General features: G+C 40.1%; 16 protein-coding genes and 1 riboswitch. Of the genes, 11 read left to right on the top strand and 5 right to left on the bottom strand.

Annotated features, from left to right (window positions below; genetic code table 11):
• Positions 1–71: 71 nt before the first annotated feature.
• From xylA to DES38_RS07395, 3 genes are all read left to right on the top strand, one after another.
• Entirely contained in the window at positions 72–1,385 is a 1,314-nt protein-coding gene (gene xylA / locus DES38_RS07405) for a xylose isomerase (protein ID WP_110251478.1), read from the top strand.
• A gap of 77 nt (positions 1,386–1,462) precedes the next feature.
• Positions 1,463–2,956, top strand: coding sequence for a xylulokinase (gene xylB / locus DES38_RS07400; RefSeq protein WP_110251477.1), 1,494 nt, complete (start codon positions 1,463–1,465; stop codon positions 2,954–2,956).
• 16 nt (positions 2,957–2,972) lie between these two features.
• Complete coding sequence (locus DES38_RS07395) at positions 2,973–3,959, top strand: endo-1,4-beta-xylanase (protein ID WP_110251476.1); 987 nt, start codon at positions 2,973–2,975, stop codon at positions 3,957–3,959.
• Between the two features lie 70 nt (positions 3,960–4,029).
• On the opposite strand, the gene DES38_RS07390 is transcribed toward DES38_RS07395, so the two are convergent.
• Together DES38_RS07390 and thiD are read right to left on the bottom strand one after the other, a co-directional pair.
• Positions 4,030–4,476, bottom strand: a complete 447-nt coding sequence (locus tag DES38_RS07390) for a DUF2188 domain-containing protein (protein WP_110251475.1) — start codon at positions 4,474–4,476, stop codon at positions 4,030–4,032.
• A gap of 166 nt (positions 4,477–4,642) precedes the next feature.
• Complete coding sequence (gene thiD, locus DES38_RS07385; RefSeq protein ID WP_110251474.1) at positions 4,643–5,437, bottom strand: bifunctional hydroxymethylpyrimidine kinase/phosphomethylpyrimidine kinase; 795 nt, start codon at positions 5,435–5,437, stop codon at positions 4,643–4,645.
• 516 nt (positions 5,438–5,953) lie between these two features.
• On the opposite strand from thiD, the gene mvk reads away from it, so the two are divergent.
• The 3 genes from mvk to DES38_RS07370 are packed head-to-tail and all read left to right on the top strand — an operon-like array spanning position 5,954 to position 8,981.
• Positions 5,954–6,937, top strand: a complete 984-nt coding sequence (mvk, locus tag DES38_RS07380) for a mevalonate kinase (RefSeq protein WP_110251473.1) — start codon at positions 5,954–5,956, stop codon at positions 6,935–6,937.
• Positions 6,909–7,886 carry a diphosphomevalonate decarboxylase gene (gene mvaD / locus DES38_RS07375; protein WP_110251472.1) on the top strand — a complete coding sequence of 326 codons (978 nt, stop codon included), beginning with the start codon at positions 6,909–6,911 and terminating at the stop codon, positions 7,884–7,886. The genes mvk and mvaD overlap by 29 nt, the downstream gene beginning before the upstream one ends.
• A gap of 15 nt (positions 7,887–7,901) precedes the next feature.
• Positions 7,902–8,981, top strand: a complete 1,080-nt coding sequence (locus DES38_RS07370; RefSeq protein WP_110251471.1) for a phosphomevalonate kinase — start codon at positions 7,902–7,904, stop codon at positions 8,979–8,981.
• A gap of 297 nt (positions 8,982–9,278) precedes the next feature.
• Here the strand turns inward: DES38_RS07370 and thiT are convergent, their stop codons facing one another.
• The 3 genes from thiT to DES38_RS07355 form a co-directional block, all read right to left on the bottom strand.
• Positions 9,279–9,851 (bottom strand): energy-coupled thiamine transporter ThiT, encoded by a 573-nt coding sequence (thiT, locus tag DES38_RS07365; protein ID WP_110251470.1) that lies wholly within the window; start codon positions 9,849–9,851, stop codon positions 9,279–9,281.
• Positions 9,852–9,942: 91 nt separating this feature from the next.
• Positions 9,943–10,048: riboswitch (TPP riboswitch) on the bottom strand.
• Positions 10,049–10,145: 97 nt separating this feature from the next.
• Entirely contained in the window at positions 10,146–10,544 is a 399-nt protein-coding gene (locus DES38_RS07360; protein ID WP_110251469.1) for an ion channel, read from the bottom strand.
• A gap of 59 nt (positions 10,545–10,603) precedes the next feature.
• Positions 10,604–11,974, bottom strand: a complete 1,371-nt coding sequence (locus tag DES38_RS07355) for an aldehyde dehydrogenase (protein ID WP_110251468.1) — start codon at positions 11,972–11,974, stop codon at positions 10,604–10,606.
• 224 nt (positions 11,975–12,198) lie between these two features.
• On the opposite strand from DES38_RS07355, the gene DES38_RS07350 reads away from it, so the two are divergent.
• The 5 genes from DES38_RS07350 to DES38_RS07330 all read left to right on the top strand — a co-directional run bounded on the left by DES38_RS07350 (position 12,199) and on the right by DES38_RS07330 (position 17,779).
• Positions 12,199–13,185 carry a ring-cleaving dioxygenase gene (locus DES38_RS07350; RefSeq protein ID WP_110251467.1) on the top strand — a complete coding sequence of 329 codons (987 nt, stop codon included), beginning with the start codon at positions 12,199–12,201 and terminating at the stop codon, positions 13,183–13,185.
• A 354-nt stretch (positions 13,186–13,539) separates the two neighbouring features.
• The gene (gene map / locus DES38_RS07345) at positions 13,540–14,280 is read left to right on the top strand and encodes a type I methionyl aminopeptidase (protein WP_110251466.1); all 741 of its coding nucleotides are present in this window, start codon (positions 13,540–13,542) and stop codon (positions 14,278–14,280) included.
• 235 nt (positions 14,281–14,515) lie between these two features.
• The gene (locus tag DES38_RS07340; RefSeq protein WP_110251465.1) at positions 14,516–15,448 is read left to right on the top strand and encodes an ABC transporter ATP-binding protein; all 933 of its coding nucleotides are present in this window, start codon (positions 14,516–14,518) and stop codon (positions 15,446–15,448) included.
• 10 nt (positions 15,449–15,458) lie between these two features.
• The gene (locus DES38_RS07335; RefSeq protein WP_110251464.1) at positions 15,459–16,715 is read left to right on the top strand and encodes an ABC transporter permease; all 1,257 of its coding nucleotides are present in this window, start codon (positions 15,459–15,461) and stop codon (positions 16,713–16,715) included.
• On the top strand, positions 16,715–17,779 hold the full coding sequence (locus tag DES38_RS07330) for an ABC transporter permease (RefSeq protein WP_110251463.1): 1,065 nt from the start codon (positions 16,715–16,717) through the stop codon (positions 17,777–17,779). The genes DES38_RS07335 and DES38_RS07330 overlap by 1 nt, the downstream gene beginning before the upstream one ends.

The following is a 17,779-nucleotide window of genomic DNA, read 5'->3' as shown; positions in this document are numbered from 1 at the left end:
GATAGACTAACTAAGTTAAACGTGATAGAATACAAGTATCAGCTTAAAACAAAACCAAGGAGGCTACACAGATGGCTTATTTTGATGAAATTAGTAAAGTAAAGTATGAAGGTCGTAACTCAGACAATCCGTTTGCATTTAAATTCTATAACCCTGAAGAGAAAATTAATGGTAAGACAATGGAAGAGACATTGCGTTATGGTATTGCTTACTGGCATACATTCACAGGTGATGGTGGGGATCCGTTTGGTGCGGGTACTGCGATTCGTCCATGGGACCACTTAAAAGGTATGGATTTAGCAAAAGCACGTGTTGAAGCAGCTTTTGAATTCTTCGAAAAAATTGATGCACCATTCTTCTGTTTCCATGATGTTGATATTGCACCTGAAGGTGACACATTACGTGAAACAAACAAAAACTTAGATGAAATTGTAGCAATGATCAAAGAATACATGAAAGACAGTAAAACAAAATTACTATGGAACACAGCAAATAACTTCACCAACCCACGTTGGACGCACGGTGCAGGAACTTCACCACATGCAGATGTTTTTGCATATGCAGCAGGTAAAATTAAAAAAGGTCTAGAAGTTGGTAAAGAATTAGGCGCAGAAAACTATGTATTCTGGGGTGGACGTGAAGGATACGAATCATTACTTAATACAAACATGAAGCTTGAGCAATCAAACTTGGCGAGCCTTTACCACATGGCACTTGATTACTCAAAAGAAATCGGTTTTGATGCACAATTCTTAATTGAGCCTAAACCAAAAGAACCAACGACACATCAATATGATTTTGATGTAGCGACAGCTACCGCATTCTTACAACAATATGATTTACAAGATCACTTTAAATTTAATATTGAAGCGAACCACGCAACACTTGCAGGTCACACATTCGAACACGAACTACGCGTGGCTCGTGAAAGTGGTATGTTAGGTTCAGTCGATGCCAACCAAGGTGATTTATTACTTGGATGGGATACCGATGAATTCCCAACAGATCTGTATTCAACAACACTTGCAATGTATGAAATTCTTAAAAATGGTGGTTTAGGTCGTGGCGGTTTAAACTTTGATGCGAAAGTACGTCGTGGTTCATTTGAAACAGATGATTTATTCCACGCACATATCGCTGGTATGGATGCCTTTGCTATTGGTTTAAAAGTAGCGCAAAAAATGATTGATGATAACTTCTTTGAAGGCATTGTTGATGATCGCTATGAGACATTCAAATCAGGCATTGGTAAACAAATCGTTGACGGTAAAACAAGCTTAAAAGAACTTGAAGCACACGCCATTGATATCAAGGACATCAACCTTAAATCAGGTCAAGTTGAGAAAATCAAAGCGAAAATGAATCAATACCTATTGAATATCTAATCACGAAATTAAATAAGTTTAATCATGCGAATCGTGCACTTGCGCCATTCGCATGATTTATATTAGGAGGTTTTTATATGGAGTACGTATTAGGCGTCGATTTAGGCACGAGCGCTGTGAAAGTGCTGCTTGTGTCAAAAGAAGGCCATGTTGTCGATGAAGTTTCAAAAGATTATCCACTCTATCACGACCAGCCAGGGTATAGCGAACAAGATCCTGGGGACTGGGTTAAACAAACAAAAGCAGCTTTAAAAGAATTAACGGCACGTGTTGATGATCCGAGTCAAATCAAGGGCATGAGTTTTTCGGGACAAATGCACGGTTTAGTATTGTTAGGGAAAGATAAAAAGCCGTTACGTCGAGCAATTTTATGGAACGATACAAGGACAACAAAAGAGTGTCGTGAGATCGAAGAGAAGGTTGGCATTGAGACGTTACATCAACAGACTAAGAATCCAGCACTTGAAGGGTTTACCTTACCGAAAATTCTTTGGGTTAAACATAATGAACCTGATATTTATGCACAAGCAGACGTATTCTTGTTGCCAAAAGATTATGTGCGATTCCAACTTGCGGGTGATTTGAGTATGGATTATTCGGATGCAGCCGGCACGTTGCTATTAAATGTGAGTGAAAAAACATGGAGTAACGAGATGTGCGAAAAAACAGGTGTTGATCTAAGCCTATGTCCTACACTTGTCGGTTCTTATGATGAGACAGGCACTGTGTTACCAGCAGTAGCTGAAGAAACAGGGTTATCAGCAGACTGTAAAGTTTTTGCAGGTGGAGCGGATAATGCGTGCGGTGCAATTGGTGCAGGTATATTAGAAGATGGTTTAACCTTATCTAGTACAGGTACCTCAGGTGTTGTTTTATCATTTGAGGAAACAGGAGATAAAGATTTCCAAGGACAAGTCCATTACTTTAATCATGGCGATCCGACGGCATACTATACCATGGGTGTCACGTTAGCGGCTGGTTATAGTTTAAGCTGGTTTAAGGATACATTTGCAAAAGATATATCTTTTAATGAATTAGTTGCAGAAGCAGGAGCTTCCACCGTAGGTGCTAAAGGCTTGCTTTATACACCATATATCGTTGGTGAGCGGACGCCTTATCCAGATAGTTTAATTCGTGCAAGCTTCATTGGTGCACACGCAAGTCACACGCGTGGCGATTTTGCCCGGGCAGTCATTGAAGGGATCACCTTCAGTTTAAATGAATCTGTCCATATCTTCCGTGAAAAAGGTAAAACCGTTAACAAAGTTGTTGCCAGTGGTGGTGGCGCTAAAAGTGATCTATGGTTACAAATCCAAGCGGATGTTTTCGAAGCTGAAGTCGTAACCTTATCAAATGAACAAGGACCAGGCATGGGAGCAGCGATTCTTGCCGCTGTTGGTTCAGGTTGGTTTAGCGACTTAAAAACATGCGCGAAAGCTTTTGTGACATACGATAAAAGCTATTATCCAATTGAAGAAAATAAACAAGCGTATCAAGAGTTATTTAGCCTATATCAACAAATTTATCCACAAACAAAAGCGATTAGCCATGGATTAGCTAAGTTTCGCTAAATAGGGAGTACATGTGATGGACACATTAAAATCATATTTTAAAGACGATTTTTTAATCGGCGCAGCCGTTAATAAAGCCTCGATCGATCTTGATCGTACACTTTTGACAGAACAGTTCAATTCAATAACTGCTGAAAATGAAATGAAGTTTGAAAACATTCATCCAGAAAAAGATCGCTATGATTTTTCTAACAGTGATTATTTTTTGGAGGTTGCAAAAGCAAACGGTATAGCTTTACGTGGTCATACCCTCGTCTGGCATAATCAAACACCCGCGTGGTTTTTTGAAGATGAAAATGGCCATGCTGTTTCTCGTGAGATTTTACTTGAACGCATGCAAGCACACATTGAAACAGTGGTCGGTCGTTATAAAGGACAGATTTATGCTTGGGATGTTGTTAACGAAGCGATTTCTGATGAAGAAGGTGTTTTTTTCAGGCCATCGAAATGGCTAGAGATTATTGGTGAAGATTTTATTGACCACGCTTTTCGCTTTGCGCATGCAGCTGATCCGACAGCAAAATTATTTTATAACGACTACAACGAATCAAATCCTGGAAAGCGCGAAAAAATTTATACACTTATTAAAGGGATGAAAGCTAGAGGGATTCCGATTCATGGCATGGGACTCCAGGCGCACTGGAATCTATATGATCCTTCACTTCTCGATATCGAGACAGCCATTGAGCGCTATAGCGAATGTGGTGTGGAGCTACACATTACTGAAATGGATGTCTCAATGTTCCGTTTCGATGATAAGCGCACCGATTTAATCGAACCAACAAAAGACATGCTTGAAGCACAAGCGCAGCGCTATCAAGATTTTTTTAAGCTGTTTCTTAAGCATCGTGCAAAAATTACTTCGGTTACGTTCTGGGGGATATCTGATCGCTACACGTGGTTAAGTGATTTTCCAGTTAAAGGAAGAAAAAACTGGCCGTTTTTGTTTGATACTAATAATCAACCTAAACCGGCATATGATCGAGTGTTAGACATCAAGTAGATGGAATGGTTTTTTAATCAATGATCTAAAAGCCCCGTGTTACCTTTATCGGTAGCACGGGGCTTTTTCGCTAATAATTATGTGTTGTTTGGGTCGTTCCATCACTGCGATGAATCACGAGTTGTGTTGCTTTATTTTTAGCAATGGTTTTGGCGCGATCAATCGCTGCATCTTTATTGTCAAAGCGGTCACTGGCCTGTTTAGCTCCTGCTGTTTTCACAACCCACTTATCTTCATCGGGCAAGACATGGACTGCATTATCTAACAATGTCGGGTCCGTACTCGAATCTTTCGATTCTTTTTGAAAGTCTCGGCCGGATTTTTGTTCCATCGCTTCTACTTCCCGCTTCGAGGCATCCTCATACCAGTCTTTGGCTTGACTAATGGCAATAGGAATGGCATCTTCTTCATTGTAGCCTTCTTTTAATAATCGATTAGTTATATCGATGGCTTTCTTCTTTAGTGGCGATTCAAAATTTTTAAATGAACTGGGGTAGTCATTCTCTGTATAAGGCATCGTTATATCCGCTCCTTTATTTTTGTAAGTATATGACAAGCTCTCTAATTTAAATACCCGCTCAGTTCTTAACTAAACATTGCTAGGAAAGAGAACGATCAATGAAAAAAACGATGATAACATTAATTATCATCGTTTTTCAATCAATTAAGAAAAGATTTACGGGTTATTTTTTGTTATAGGCTCCGTGCATGACTGGCCCAACAAAGGCATTTAATTTGAAACCATTCTTAATCGCTGCGTGGACGAAGTCTTTTGCTTTGCTTACTGCAACTTGAACGCTATCGCCATTGGCTAAGTTTGACGTGATGGCTGCTGCAAAGGTACAGCCTGCGCCGTGGTTATAGCTCGTTTCTAGTTTTTCTTTTTCAAGTACCACAAATGATTCGCCATCATAAAATAAATCGATGGCTTGTGCTTTCATGAAGGCTTTGCCACCCTTAATTACTACATTTTTGGCACCTAAAGCAATAATTTTTTCAGCCGCCTCTTTCATTTCGTCAAGTGTTTGGATGGGCTTCATTTGTGCTAACTGAGCCGCTTCAAATAAATTTGGCGTAGTTATGGTAGCAAGCGGTAAAAGAAGCTCACGCATCGCATCAGTATTTTCTGGTTGTAAGACTTCATGCTCGCCTTTACAGACCATCACGGGATCGATAACGACTTTATCAATGCCATGAGCTTTTATTTTTTTTGCACCTAATTTAATAATATCAACGGAACCTAACATGCCAGTTTTCATGGCATCGATCCCTACAGAAAGAATGGTATCGAGTTGTTTTTCAACGATAGCGACATCAATGGCTGTCACATCATGTCCCCAAGTATCGGGTTTCATCGCAACAATAGAGGTAATAGCTGTCATGCCATAAACATCATGTTCTTGAAATGTTTTTAAGTCAGCTTGAATCCCTGCGCCACCACTTGAATCTGAACCAGCTAATGTTAATGTTTTTTTCATATTAGTTTCCTCCTTCAAACGGATCATAAAAAAGATAAATCATCAGTGACATATTTGCTGCCAGAAAATATGTCCTATGCCTATCATAACATGTATTAATTGATTCAGAAACAAACCGGAAAATTAGGAACACTAAACAGCGTAGCTGAGCAAATTTTAGCATTATTTGGGTTATAACACTTAATATGTATATAATATGTCCATTTTAACGCTTATTTAAAAATAAAAGCGGTTACGTTTGGCGTTAATGCAAATTAATTCGGTTTTTTGATTGTTTAACGTATGATAAATGTATTAAAATAAAAGATAGTGCTGTTTTCTCTGAAAAAGTAAAGTTAAGATTTTGTATTTTTTTAACCAGTCATAAAAAGAGCAGCATGCGCGTCGTTACGTAAATGCGTTTCGTGAATGAAAATAGTTTTGCATGACGCATCGATGAGCAAATCATGAGTATGGATATAGACGAACTTAGTTTCATGTTGTAATTCGTTAACTACATGAAAAAGGAGTAGACGTATGGCAATAAATCAATCAGTGAGGGCTCGCGGGTTCTCACACAGCAAATTAATATTAATTGGTGAGCATGCGGTTGTGTACGATCAACCGGCAATCGCAATTCCGTTTGATGCAGTGTCAGCTGAAGTGACCATCTATCCGAAAGCTGGACCTGTCGAATTGATTAGTGATTTCTATCAAGGTCGAATGACAGACTTACCAACAAAAATGCAAGGGTTAAAAGAAATTGTTAGCGCCACGTGCGAAAAATTACATCAACAGGTAAAAGACTTCAGCATTGAGTTGACGTCGACGATTCCGATTGGTCGAGGTTTAGGATCTAGTGCTGCGATTGCAACGAGCATTATTCGAGGATTGTTTAATTATTTTGAACGGGATTTATCGCTAAAAACACTTCGCGATTTGGTTGACGTCTCAGAGACATATGCGCACGGGACACCAAGCGGAATTGACCGCGAAGCAGTGATTAATGATGAACCGATTTGGTTCCAAAAAGGTGAACTGATTGAACCAATTGAATTATCAGTACCACTCAATATTGTTGTCGCAGATACCGGCCGAATTGGCGATACTCATTTAGCAGTGACTTCAGTCAAAGATCGCTTACAAGAAGCACCGTTAGCAACTGAACAAAGTTTTGATAAATTAGGTAAACTTGCGCGAGAAGTGCGGACGCTACTTAAAACAGGTGAACTTACTCAGTTAGGCGAACGATTGGTTAAAGCCCACCAAGAATTAAAAGCTTTAGGGGTGAGTGATCCAGGCTTGGATCACTATGTAGAGGTGAGTCTTTTAAATGGCGCCTTAGGTGCTAAATTGACCGGTGGTGGTCGCGGGGGTTGCATGTTTGCTTTATGTGCATCAGCCGAGGCAACAATCGGGGTTGAAGCTGCATTAAAAAATGCGGGAGCAAAAGAAACGTGGTCGTTTCAATTAACGAGTGGGGTGATGACGCATGAAAAAAACAGCTCGCGCACACACTAATATTGCTTTAATTAAGTACTGGGGAAAACGAGATGAACAACTGTTTTTGCCCACGAATAGTAGTTTATCGATTACCCTAGATCGATTTTATACCGAAACGAGTGTAGAATTTGATGCCAATTTAACGGCCGATCGCTTTAGGTTAGACCATGCCGTTATTGAAGGGAAGGAACGCGAAAAAGTCCAGCACTTTTTAGATAAAGTGCGACGTGCAACTGGTGAAACCCGGTTTGCGCATGTCGAGTCCGTTAATCATGTACCGACAGCTGCTGGTTTCGCTTCCTCAGCAAGTGGTTATAGTGCTTTAGCGGCGGCAGCGATAAAGGCTGCTGGTCAGACCTTTACTGAAAAAGAATTATCTATCTTAGCACGCCAAGGCTCAGGTTCTGCGAGCCGTTCTGTTTATGGTGGGTTTGTTGAATGGCAAAAGGGTCAGTTACCAGATGGCAGTGATTCGCATGCAATACCGATCTTAAATCAAGATGAATTTGATCTTGCTGTTCTATCAGTTGAAGTTACCACCGAAAAGAAGAAGGTTCTAAGTCGTGAAGGAATGAAGCGAACCGTGGAAACCTCACCTTTTTACGAAGGCTGGTTAAAAACCGTTGATCGAGATTTAGCGGCCATTAAAACGGCTATTCATGCGCGTGATTTTAGAAGTATGGGTGAAATCCTGGAATACAATGCTTTGAAAATGCACGCAACGACCTTAGGGGCGGACCCGCCCTTTATGTACTGGCAAAGTGCAACGTTAAAAGTGATGGAAGCGGTGAGTCAATTAAGAGAAGAGGGCCTGCTGGCTTACTTTACCATTGACGCTGGACCGAACGTTAAAGTAATTGTCGAAATTGAAAATGAACAAGCAGTAATCGAGCGACTGAATCAAATAGATGTTGTAAGCGAGATTTACCCTTGCCGAGTTGGCCCGGGGATTACTTATTTAGATTGATGAGGGGGAACCATCATGAACGCACAACGTTATACTGTCCGGGCGCCGGGCAAACTATTTATTGCAGGTGAGTACGCCATTACAGAGAAAAATCATACCAGCATTGTGGCTGCGGTTGATCGATATTTATCGGTTGATATTCAATCCAGTCGATTAAATCGATTAGATTTGCCTAACTTAGGTTTAACCGATATTAACTGGCGATTTGATAAGGATAAGTTAAAAATGTCACATAAAGATTCACGGCTTCGTTTTATTAGCTCGGTAATGAAAACAGTTTATCAGTATAAGGGAGAAGATACACCGGCACATATTTTTGTGACGAGTGAACTTGATGATGAAGAAGGGTATAAGTATGGTTTAGGCTCAAGTGCAGCCTTAACTGTTGCGCTCACAAAGGCTTTACTTCGTTGCGGTGGTGAAGATAATTCGAGCTCGATGACCGTGTTTAAGTTAGCAGCGATTGCCCACTATAAAGCACAAGGAAATGGCTCATGTGCGGATATCGCCGCTAGTGTTTTTGGTGGTTATATTTTCTATCGTAGCTTTGATTTTGAATGGTTAAAGGCAAACCTTGAAGAACACACACCCATCCCTGCTTTAGTTGAACAAGAGTGGCCAAATCTTCATATTAGTGTCTTACCTGCGCCAGAAGATCTACATTTACTGGTGGGTTGGACAAAAGAAGAGGCGTCAACAAAAGACCTTGTTGAACATGTTGCGCGATATAAAGCGACGCATGAAGCTGAGTATCAAGCGTTCTTAACTGCATCAGATAAAGCAGTGGCAACGATTGCTGAAGGGTTTACTGAGCATAACGTCGACTTAATTTTGACGGGCATTAAAGCTAACCGTAAAGCGTTAAAGACCCTGGGTACTAACGCAGGTGTTGAGATTGAAACTGAAAAATTAACCCGATTAATTGAAGCGGCACCAACCGGGGCAGCGAAGTCCTCAGGTGCAGGTGGAGGGGATTGCGGGATTGTGTATACGACAACAACAAAGAACCATCCTGAAATTATCACACGCTGGGAAGAAAATGATATTGAAGCATTAGATTTATTTGTCTCGCCATTCGGTGTGACGATTGATTAACGCAAGCTTTCTCGATCTGTGGTTTAACGGGTGAATGATAAGTAGAGTTTAGATCGATATTCTCATCAATAAGTAATAGGAGAGCAGCCAAATGAACCTGGCTGCTCTCCTATTTGTTGTGAAACTAACGATTATTTATCCAATCCCTGGTAAAGGATTTGTTTATCCTAAACAAAAAAACACGCACACCTGTCGATCTGAAAAGCAGCAATTTATCTAAGTGCATGCATGTCCATTTACTTAGGGGTGAATCTGTTTGCCCTCAATCTTTAAGGAATAGATTTGATTAAATGAATATCATGGAGCGGTTTTAAGTAGTGATGGTCGTTTGTTGAAAAGAAAACTGACGACCAATACGTTAATAAGTAATGATGGGAACAAATATGATCCATTGTAAACAAATGAATACATCCAAATGTTTAGCCCATCAATCGTCGAGCTAAAGAAGATAACGCCGGCTAAATAATGACTGATAAACCGTAATATAATTGCGACTGAAACCCCGGCCAGCACCCATGTAACAAATGTTTGGGTCTTGCCAAATGATAAAGAACGTTTAGCTTGAGGTGCGAATAGTCCCGCCAATCCGAGTGCTGTGAAAGCAATTGGATAATCTAACAGGGCTTGGGCGGGATGGATAATCCAAGCGACGCCTATCATGATCTGCAACATGCCATACAAAAAACCTGCCAGAAGTCCTCCTTTCATCCCCCATCTAAAAGCCACAATAAAAATAGGAATCATCGCAAAAGAAATCGATCCCCCTTGCGCCCAGATCTTAAATGACAGAAACGGAATAATATCAAGCGCTAATGCAAAGGCGGTAAAAATAGCTACTTCAATTAAAAATAATGTACGTTTGGATTGCATACATCTAATCCTCCTGAATAATGGTATACAAAAAAGCAATGCTAAAAAGGGGTGCTTCCTGATGGAGGGCCCGCGCATTGCTTAAAAACGGCATCAAAAAAGCCACCATCCCTACGTCAGTATTAACTAACAGGTTCAGAGGGTCTAAGCATCAGGCTTACTCTCAGCTAGCTTCACTAGCTCCCCTTGAAGGCTTATTCATTACTTTCTTGTAGCACTAATATATCAACAAAACACACGTAAATCAACTCATCAAGTTAATCAGCCTTGTACAACTCATCAAGATAATTCGAGTTAATTTGATTGGTCCTTATCGCTCATTGCTTTTATAAAAAATGCAGATGGAAGCAATAACCCAAGTGATGCTTCTAATAAACTGAAAATACGTCCAACACCTACAGGAACGAGATCACCATATCCAACAGACATTAACGTGACACCACTAAAGTAGAGAAAGTCAGAAAAATGATTGATTTGTCGGTCATGTACGGTGTCGACAATTACAATATGTCCATTTAAATAAAGGGAATAATACAAGAGGCTAAAACCAACAAAGATGGCCAGCAAGGTAAAGAATAGCTTGAGAAACATCGGATGACTAAAGTGCGTATGCTTATCAGCGCGCTTTCGAATATAGTAGTAGAGTTCAATAACGAGAAAGACAATGACTCCAGTTATTAATAAAGTACTCAACGTAACACCTCCAAAATGAAACCGTGCTTTTGTAGCTACAACCTTCGCTTAGGTTAGCGTTACTTTAATAATCTTTTTACCCATTTTAAGCCATGCTTTTGATTTGGATAACGCAGGTCTAAATCAAAATAAGTGGTTTGTTTTAAGACGCTCTTTTGGTGTGTAAAGGTATCAAAAGAATATTTCCCGTGATAGTTTCCTGTTCCGCTCGCACCGACGCCGCCAAAGGGTAAGTAGGGTGTTGCTAAATGGTAAATGGTATCATTAATGCAGCCGCCACCAAATGAAAGTTCGTCTAAAATCGTTTGTTGCGTGATGCTTTTTTCACTAAATAAGTAAAGCGCTAACGGTTTTGGTTGTTTTTGGATCATCTCGATCGCATCATTTAAGTGTTGGTAGCTAAGAATAGGTAAAATTGGACCAAAAATTTCATCTTTCATGACAGCATCATCAAAGGTTATATTACTGAGAACTGTAGGCGCAATAATGCGTTTGTCAGAATTTGTCTGACCACCTTTGATTAACTGACCATTGTCTAAGAAACGTGTGAGTCGCTTGAAATGTTCTTCATTTACAATGTGGGTGTATTCTGAGTGATTGATTGGATCAGTTGAATAAAGGGCATCAATCGCTTCTGCAAGCAGTTCTAAAAACCGTTCTTTTACGCCTTCATGGACATAAACATAATCGGGTGCGACACAGGTTTGACCTGCATTGATGTATTTCCCCCAGGCAATTCGCTTCGCTGCTAGTTTTAGTGAAGCGTCATCGTGAACTATCGCCGGACTTTTACCACCAAGCTCTAGCGTATGGGGAGTGAGGTGATGACTCGCCTTCTCCATGACAATTTTCCCGACATTTACACTGCCGGTAAAGAAAATATAGTCAAAAGGGGTTTCAAGCAGTTCGGTTGATACATCAACGCCACCTTGAACCACGCTAATGTATTCAGGGATATACGTATGACTAATCATCTCATCGATGACATTTGCTGTATGTGGTGTGAGCTCCGATGGTTTTAAAATAGCTGTGTTTCCGCCGGCGATCGCCCCAATGAGTGGTGCAATTGCGAGTTGAAAAGGGTAGTTCCATGGTGCAATAATTAAGGTGACTCCGTAGGGATCGTGGTGAATCTTTCCTTTGGTACCTAGATGTGTAAGGGCTGTTTTGACTTTCTTTGGTCGCATCCATTTTTTCAAGTGTTTCTTGACATGATCAATCTCAGTATAGAGAATGCCAATTTCAGTCATGTAGCTTTCGAATTCGGATTTATGTAAATCTTGATGAAGCGCTTCAATGATTTTTGGTTCATATTGTTTAATTGCATCTTTGAGCAACGTCAATGCTTCTAGACGATGTGCAAGTGGTTTTGTGTTTCCCATGTGGAAATAACTTTTCTGTTTTTCAAATAGTGCCATAATAATCTCCATTCCTCTGCTGTAATAAAAACTGCCGTTTCGTTAAGAAATACCCGAAAGTAGTGGCGATTAAACGATAAGAAGGCAGTTTTGTTGACGTAGCTGTAAACAGATGTTATATTTATCTCGAATTAAAGATAATTTTATTTTTAGGATTGTGAACGAGAAGAAATGGGAACAGACTAACAAGCGTGTTATAAAACAAGTCAGTTTAAACTTTGAAGGAGTGGATATGAATGGTACAACCATTAAAAGGCATTCATCATGTAACTGCAATTACAAGTAGTGCCGAAAAGAACTATCAATTTTTTACTTACACATTAGGCATGCGTTTAATCAAAAAAACAGTCAACCAAGATGATATTCAAACTTATCATTTATTTTTTACAGATGAAGCGGGAAGCCCAGGGACAGATATGACTTTTTTTGATTTTCCTAACATTCCAAAAGGAGAACATGGAACAAATGAAATTTATCGAACAGGCTTCCGAGTTCCAAGTGATGAAGCATTGACCTATTGGGTGAAGCGGTTTGATCATTACAATGTTCGACATGAAGGCATCACTGAACAGTTCGGCAAAAAGGTTATTAACTTTATTGATTTTGATGAGCAACAGTATCAACTTGTTTCAGATGAACACAATAGCGGTGTTCCTGCCGGTGTTCCATGGAAAGAGGGCCCTGTACCGAACGATTATCAAATTCTTGGACTTGGGCCGATTCATATTACAATTGATAACTTTGATTTCTTTAATAAAGTTTTAACGCAGATCTTAGGCTTTGAACAAATTAAAGATCAAGATGGCAAGTATTTATATGAGGTTGGTGAAGGTGGTAATGGGGCACAAGTGCTGGTCCATCATGTAACCAATCAACCAGAAGGTCGCCAAGGTTATGGAACGGTTCACCATGTTGCTTTCCGTGTCGAAGACCGCGTGGCACTCGATGGTTGGATTGAATACTTACCGCAATTTGGTTTAAGAACCTCAGGTTACGTTGATCGCTTCTTCTTTGAATCATTATATGCCCGGGTAGCGCCGCAAATTTTATTTGAATGGGCAACAGATGGTCCAGGTTTCTTAGGTGACGAACCATATGAAACTTTAGGTGAGAAATTATCATTACCACCATTCTTGGAAGAAAAACGCAAAGAGATTGAACAGGCAGTACGTCCAATCGATACGACCCGTAGTGATAAAAAAATCGAAAAAGAATACTTTTAAAAGCAGCATGAAGTGAATACCTCCTCACTTCTTTTGGACTGTGATGTGAGCAATGAAAATGCTAGTGACCACCAGGTTAATTAAAGGTGCTCACTAGTTTTTTTGTTTTTAAAAAATGAAGACTTTACTGAAACCCCGGAAGGGGTTTCAAAGCCGTTCAGATGATGGGTTAATCCGATTACAAATTCATGAACAAGCAAACAGTTTTCGAAAATCTTGAATTCGTGTGCTGCTTTTTTAGATTACATCCTCTTCTGAGTGGAAGACTTATCACCGTTTTAGCACCCTGATCGAATGATTTGTGATAGAATCAAACAAGAACAATGAATAATAAATAAAGGATGAGGCTATAGCATGATTGCAAAAACAAAAGAAGATTTTAATGGATTAATTGAGATTGGTAAAATATGTGGTGCGATTCGTGATGAATTGGTACAAGCGACAAAGCCAGGCGTCACAACAAAGGCACTTGATGAAATCGCAAAAGCACATTTTGAAAGACATGGGGCGATATCAGCACCGAAAGGTGAGTATGATTTTCCAGGTTATACGTGCATTAGTGTGAATAAAGCAGTCGCTCATGGTATACCTTCTGAGCGTGTCATTAAAGAAGGGGACTTGGTTAATATTGATGTGTCAGGGTCAAAAGACGGTTACTTTGCAGATACTGGTGTTTCTTTTGTCGTCGGCGAAGCGGATGTAATCTTGCAAAAGATTTGTGATGTGGCAAAAGAGGCATTTGATGCCGGCCTTCAATTAGCTTATCCAGGTGCGAAAACAAGTGTGCTCGGTAAAGCTGTGCACGAAGTGGCTAAAAAACATGATTTAACGGTGATAAAAAATCTGACTGGACATGGAATTGGTCGCTCGATTCATGAATCACCTGAACATATTTTTAATTATTACTCACGCTGGGATGATGAAATCTTAAAGGATGGAATGGTGATTGCCTTTGAACCATTTATTTCAACGAATGAGGAAGATGTATATTTAGCTGATGATGCGTGGACTTATCAGACCGATGAAAGCTTTGTTGCGCAATATGAACACACAATTATTCTCACAAAAGAAGGACCGATTGTGACGACACTGTAAAATAACATCCACGTGTAATAAAACGAGAGCGTGCACATTATGTGTACGCTTTTTTATGCTTTGGTGCTGGTTCAATCCTCATAGTTAAGGGTTGGTAGGAAGAGTTAGCACCTTGTGATTGTTGTCAGTTTTTTAAAAATATTTCTATTTTTTATGTTCAAAGACAAATGGATTCGCTATACTGAAAGTGAAATCATACACATAATCAACCAAAATGAACAGGTGAGGTGAAGAGATGTTAGAAGTGAACGGATTATCGAAAACATTTAAAGATGTGGTGGCTGTTAATGGGGTGAATTTATCATTGCAAGCAGGGGAGTCCGTTGGTTTATTAGGTCCTAATGGTGCTGGAAAATCAACGACGATTTCAATGATGGCAACGGTGCTTCAACCAAGTGCAGGTGGTGTCTATTATAACGGTCAAGATAGTTTGAAACATACCCAAGCTTTGCGAAAAGATTTAGGGGTTGTACCTCAAGATATTGCTCTTTATGAAGAGTTAACGGCGTATGAGAATTTGCAGTTTTTTGGACGTTTATATGGGATGAAGGGAAAAGCACTAAAAGATAAAATAAATGAAGTATTGGATTTAGTAGGACTAGCAGACCGCAAGAAGCACCGCATAAAAACTTATTCAGGCGGAATGAAGCGTCGAATCAATATTGCGGCCAGTTTACTTCATAATCCGAAAGTACTGATTATGGACGAGCCAACGGTCGGGATTGATCCTCAGTCGCGTAGTTATATTTTGGCGCTGATTCGGAAATTAAATCAAGAACAAAACATGACTGTTTTGTATACGTCGCATTACATGGAAGAGGTTGAAAAATTGTGTGACCGTATTTATGTCATGGACCATGGTCAAATTATTGCTGAAGGAACAAAAGAAGCGCTTACGGCCTTACTGAGTGATGAAGAGACGGTCATTATCGAAACGCATGATAAAAAAGACGCGTTCAAAGCGGCATTAGTAGAAGACGGTTTAATCAAGCAAGTCATTGAAACGCAAACGGGTTACAAAGTCATTGCAGATAAAACCGATGCGTTACTTGGGAACGTTTTTGAGTTAGCTAAAACACACCAGGTAGCCGTACGCACCTTATCGATTCAAACACCGACACTTGAAGATGTGTTTTTACATTTAACCGGTCGAAAACTACGGGATTAGGAGGGGTCATATGTTCAATTTATTAAAAAAAGATGTCCTCACTATTTCAAAAGACCGTTCGGAATTGTTGATACTCTTGGTGATGCCATTTGTCCTCATTTCGATTTTAGGCTTTGCTTTAGGTGGTTTGATGAACAATACCTCACAATTAGAAGCGATTCCATTTGCCGTTGTCGAAATGGAAAATAATGAGGAAGAAAAAACAGAAATTGTTGATCAGTTAGCAAGTACTGGGCTTGATGAAGCAACGATTGATGCGATAGTGAGTGGCGTTGATGTGAATCAAGCGATTAATCAAATGTTGATTGAGCTAGAAAATGAGGCGCTACTCAATGTGGAATATATGAATGCTGAAGCTGCAGCAGCGGCGTTAGTAGAGGAAGAGGTACGTGGTGTATTAACAATACCGGCGGCATTGACAAGCCAAATCGTGAGAAAACAAGTGACTGATCAAGCCATTACGCAGGCGTTAACGTTACGTGTCCATGATGAAACGACGATTCAGGCCGATGTGCTTAAGCAAATATTCAAACGTTTTGTTTCAGAGTATAATTTAATGCTATCGATTCAAAACGTACGTGGGGAATCAGTGGTTATTCCTGATCAAACCGAATACGGTGCAACCGTCTCCGTGGAAACGACAACCCCTGTATCTGCGTTTCAGTATTATACAATTGGGATGGCCATGATGTTTAGTTTATATGTCGCTTCTTCCTTATCATCAAATGCCTTTAAAGAAAAGAAAACCGATGTATTAATGCGGATGATGCTGGCAGGGGAAAAGCCGATGCGCTATTTACTAAGTAAAGCAATCAGTGGTTATGTGTTGGTTTTTTTACAATTGCTGATCTTGGTGCTTTTATCAACCGTGTTATTTGATTCGTTTCCGAATCAATCGGTGAGCTTTTGGTTGACGATGACATGGATGACGCTCGTTTATGCTGTCGTGATTGGTGCACTAACGGCACTTTTAACATCACTAACGCTCATGATGTCACGTGATTCAGTCTCAGGTATTTTTAGTGGGTTAGTGGTCACTTTATTTGCTTTTTTAGGCGGGAGTTTTACACAAGTTGAACAAATTTCACCGTTTATCCGGACGCTTGGGAACTGGACGCCTAATGGCGCAATGATGACGGTTTACTTACAACAAATCCAAGGGTATGGCCTTGATGTGAGTGCGCCACTTCTGATACGAATTCTTATCATGAGCGTTGTTATCTTTGTGCTCGCCGTGGTGAGTTTTCCGAAAAGGAGGTTAAGCTAATGATAGATATTTACCGGTTACAGTGGAAGCGTCTGTTAAAAGAGCCGATGTTGGTGCTAACTTTTTTTGGGCTAACGATTCTGTTTGTCGTGTTTTTAGGACAAGGTGAGCAATCGAGTACAATCAAAGTCGTCACCTACACCGAAGACTTGTCTGAAGCGATTTATCAAGAACGGTTAGGAGAATTAAATCAAACCGATCATTATCAGTTTACTGCATCGACAATTCAAGCGGTAGAAGAAGACTTGAGCCACAACCGAATGGCTTTTGCCGTAGAATTATCTGCGGATAATTATCGGTTTTTAACTGGAAGCGAATCGTTTAGTCAACCGATGACTGATCAGTACTTAAGTGCCTACTATCATACGCGACAACTGTTAGAAGCGAACGAGCTAACTGCGGATGATATCGATACGTATATCGAACTGAGTATCGAATCGAGTCAAGCAGAAACAATGGCAGTTAACTATCAAATTCAAGTTGTTGTGGGAATGACGTTATACTTTGTAATGTATACCGTCCTCTTTCAGATGATGAGTATTGCTGAAGAGAAAAAAGAAGGAACATGGGACCGTATCATTATTGCCCCGATAAATAAGTGGCAGTTGTACGCAGGCCTGTTTCTCTTTTACTATACCGTCGGCTTGATACAAGTATTACTCAGCTTTGTCATCTTCACTCAAATCATTGGGTTTTCATTTGGATCGAGCTATCTTGCGCTTTTCGTCGGCGTTAGCTTGTTTTTATTTAGTATTGTAGCTTTAGGGCTCATGCTGGTTGCCTTTGTTAAGACACCGCAACAATTACAGGCGGTTATTCCGATTGTGGCCACCGCATCAGCGATGCTCGGCGGTGCATTTTGGCCGATTGAGTTTGTGACACAACCTGTGATTTTGTTCATGAGTCGAGTGATTCCGATTCGCTACGGAATTGAAGCTCTATCTGAAGTGATTCGAGAAGGAGCTTCAGTCGTTGAAGTCATTGAACCATTGGGCTTATTGGTACTATTAATGGTCGTGTTCGGTGCTATCGGCCTAACTGTACTTGAAAGGAAAGCAAAATAA

It is taken from the genome of Streptohalobacillus salinus, assembly GCF_003201605.1.
GTDB classification, from domain to species: Bacteria; Bacillota; Bacilli; order Bacillales; family Amphibacillaceae; genus Streptohalobacillus; species Streptohalobacillus salinus.
The sequence above is the reverse complement of the archived record's forward strand: the minus strand, read 5'-3'. Positions and strand labels throughout refer to the sequence as shown.

What these genes read in the sequence shown, in the direction of transcription:
- xylA (WP_110251478.1), top strand. Translation starts at nt 72, where the DNA reads ATGGCTTATTTTGATGAAATTAGTAAAGTAAAGTATGAAGGTCGTAAC.
- xylB (WP_110251477.1), top strand. Translation starts at nt 1,463, where the DNA reads ATGGAGTACGTATTAGGCGTCGATTTAGGCACGAGCGCTGTGAAAGTG.
- DES38_RS07395 (WP_110251476.1), top strand. Translation starts at nt 2,973, where the DNA reads ATGGACACATTAAAATCATATTTTAAAGACGATTTTTTAATCGGCGCA.
- DES38_RS07390 (WP_110251475.1), bottom strand. Translation starts at nt 4,476, where the DNA reads ATGCCTTATACAGAGAATGACTACCCCAGTTCATTTAAAAATTTTGAA.
- thiD (WP_110251474.1), bottom strand. Translation starts at nt 5,437, where the DNA reads ATGAAAAAAACATTAACATTAGCTGGTTCAGATTCAAGTGGTGGCGCA.
- mvk (WP_110251473.1), top strand. Translation starts at nt 5,954, where the DNA reads ATGGCAATAAATCAATCAGTGAGGGCTCGCGGGTTCTCACACAGCAAA.
- mvaD (WP_110251472.1), top strand. Translation starts at nt 6,909, where the DNA reads ATGAAAAAAACAGCTCGCGCACACACTAATATTGCTTTAATTAAGTAC.
- DES38_RS07370 (WP_110251471.1), top strand. Translation starts at nt 7,902, where the DNA reads ATGAACGCACAACGTTATACTGTCCGGGCGCCGGGCAAACTATTTATT.
- thiT (WP_110251470.1), bottom strand. Translation starts at nt 9,851, where the DNA reads ATGCAATCCAAACGTACATTATTTTTAATTGAAGTAGCTATTTTTACC.
- DES38_RS07355 (WP_110251468.1), bottom strand. Translation starts at nt 11,974, where the DNA reads ATGGAGATTATTATGGCACTATTTGAAAAACAGAAAAGTTATTTCCAC.
- DES38_RS07350 (WP_110251467.1), top strand. Translation starts at nt 12,199, where the DNA reads ATGGTACAACCATTAAAAGGCATTCATCATGTAACTGCAATTACAAGT.
- map (WP_110251466.1), top strand. Translation starts at nt 13,540, where the DNA reads ATGATTGCAAAAACAAAAGAAGATTTTAATGGATTAATTGAGATTGGT.
- DES38_RS07340 (WP_110251465.1), top strand. Translation starts at nt 14,516, where the DNA reads ATGTTAGAAGTGAACGGATTATCGAAAACATTTAAAGATGTGGTGGCT.
- DES38_RS07335 (WP_110251464.1), top strand. Translation starts at nt 15,459, where the DNA reads ATGTTCAATTTATTAAAAAAAGATGTCCTCACTATTTCAAAAGACCGT.
- DES38_RS07330 (WP_110251463.1), top strand. Translation starts at nt 16,715, where the DNA reads ATGATAGATATTTACCGGTTACAGTGGAAGCGTCTGTTAAAAGAGCCG.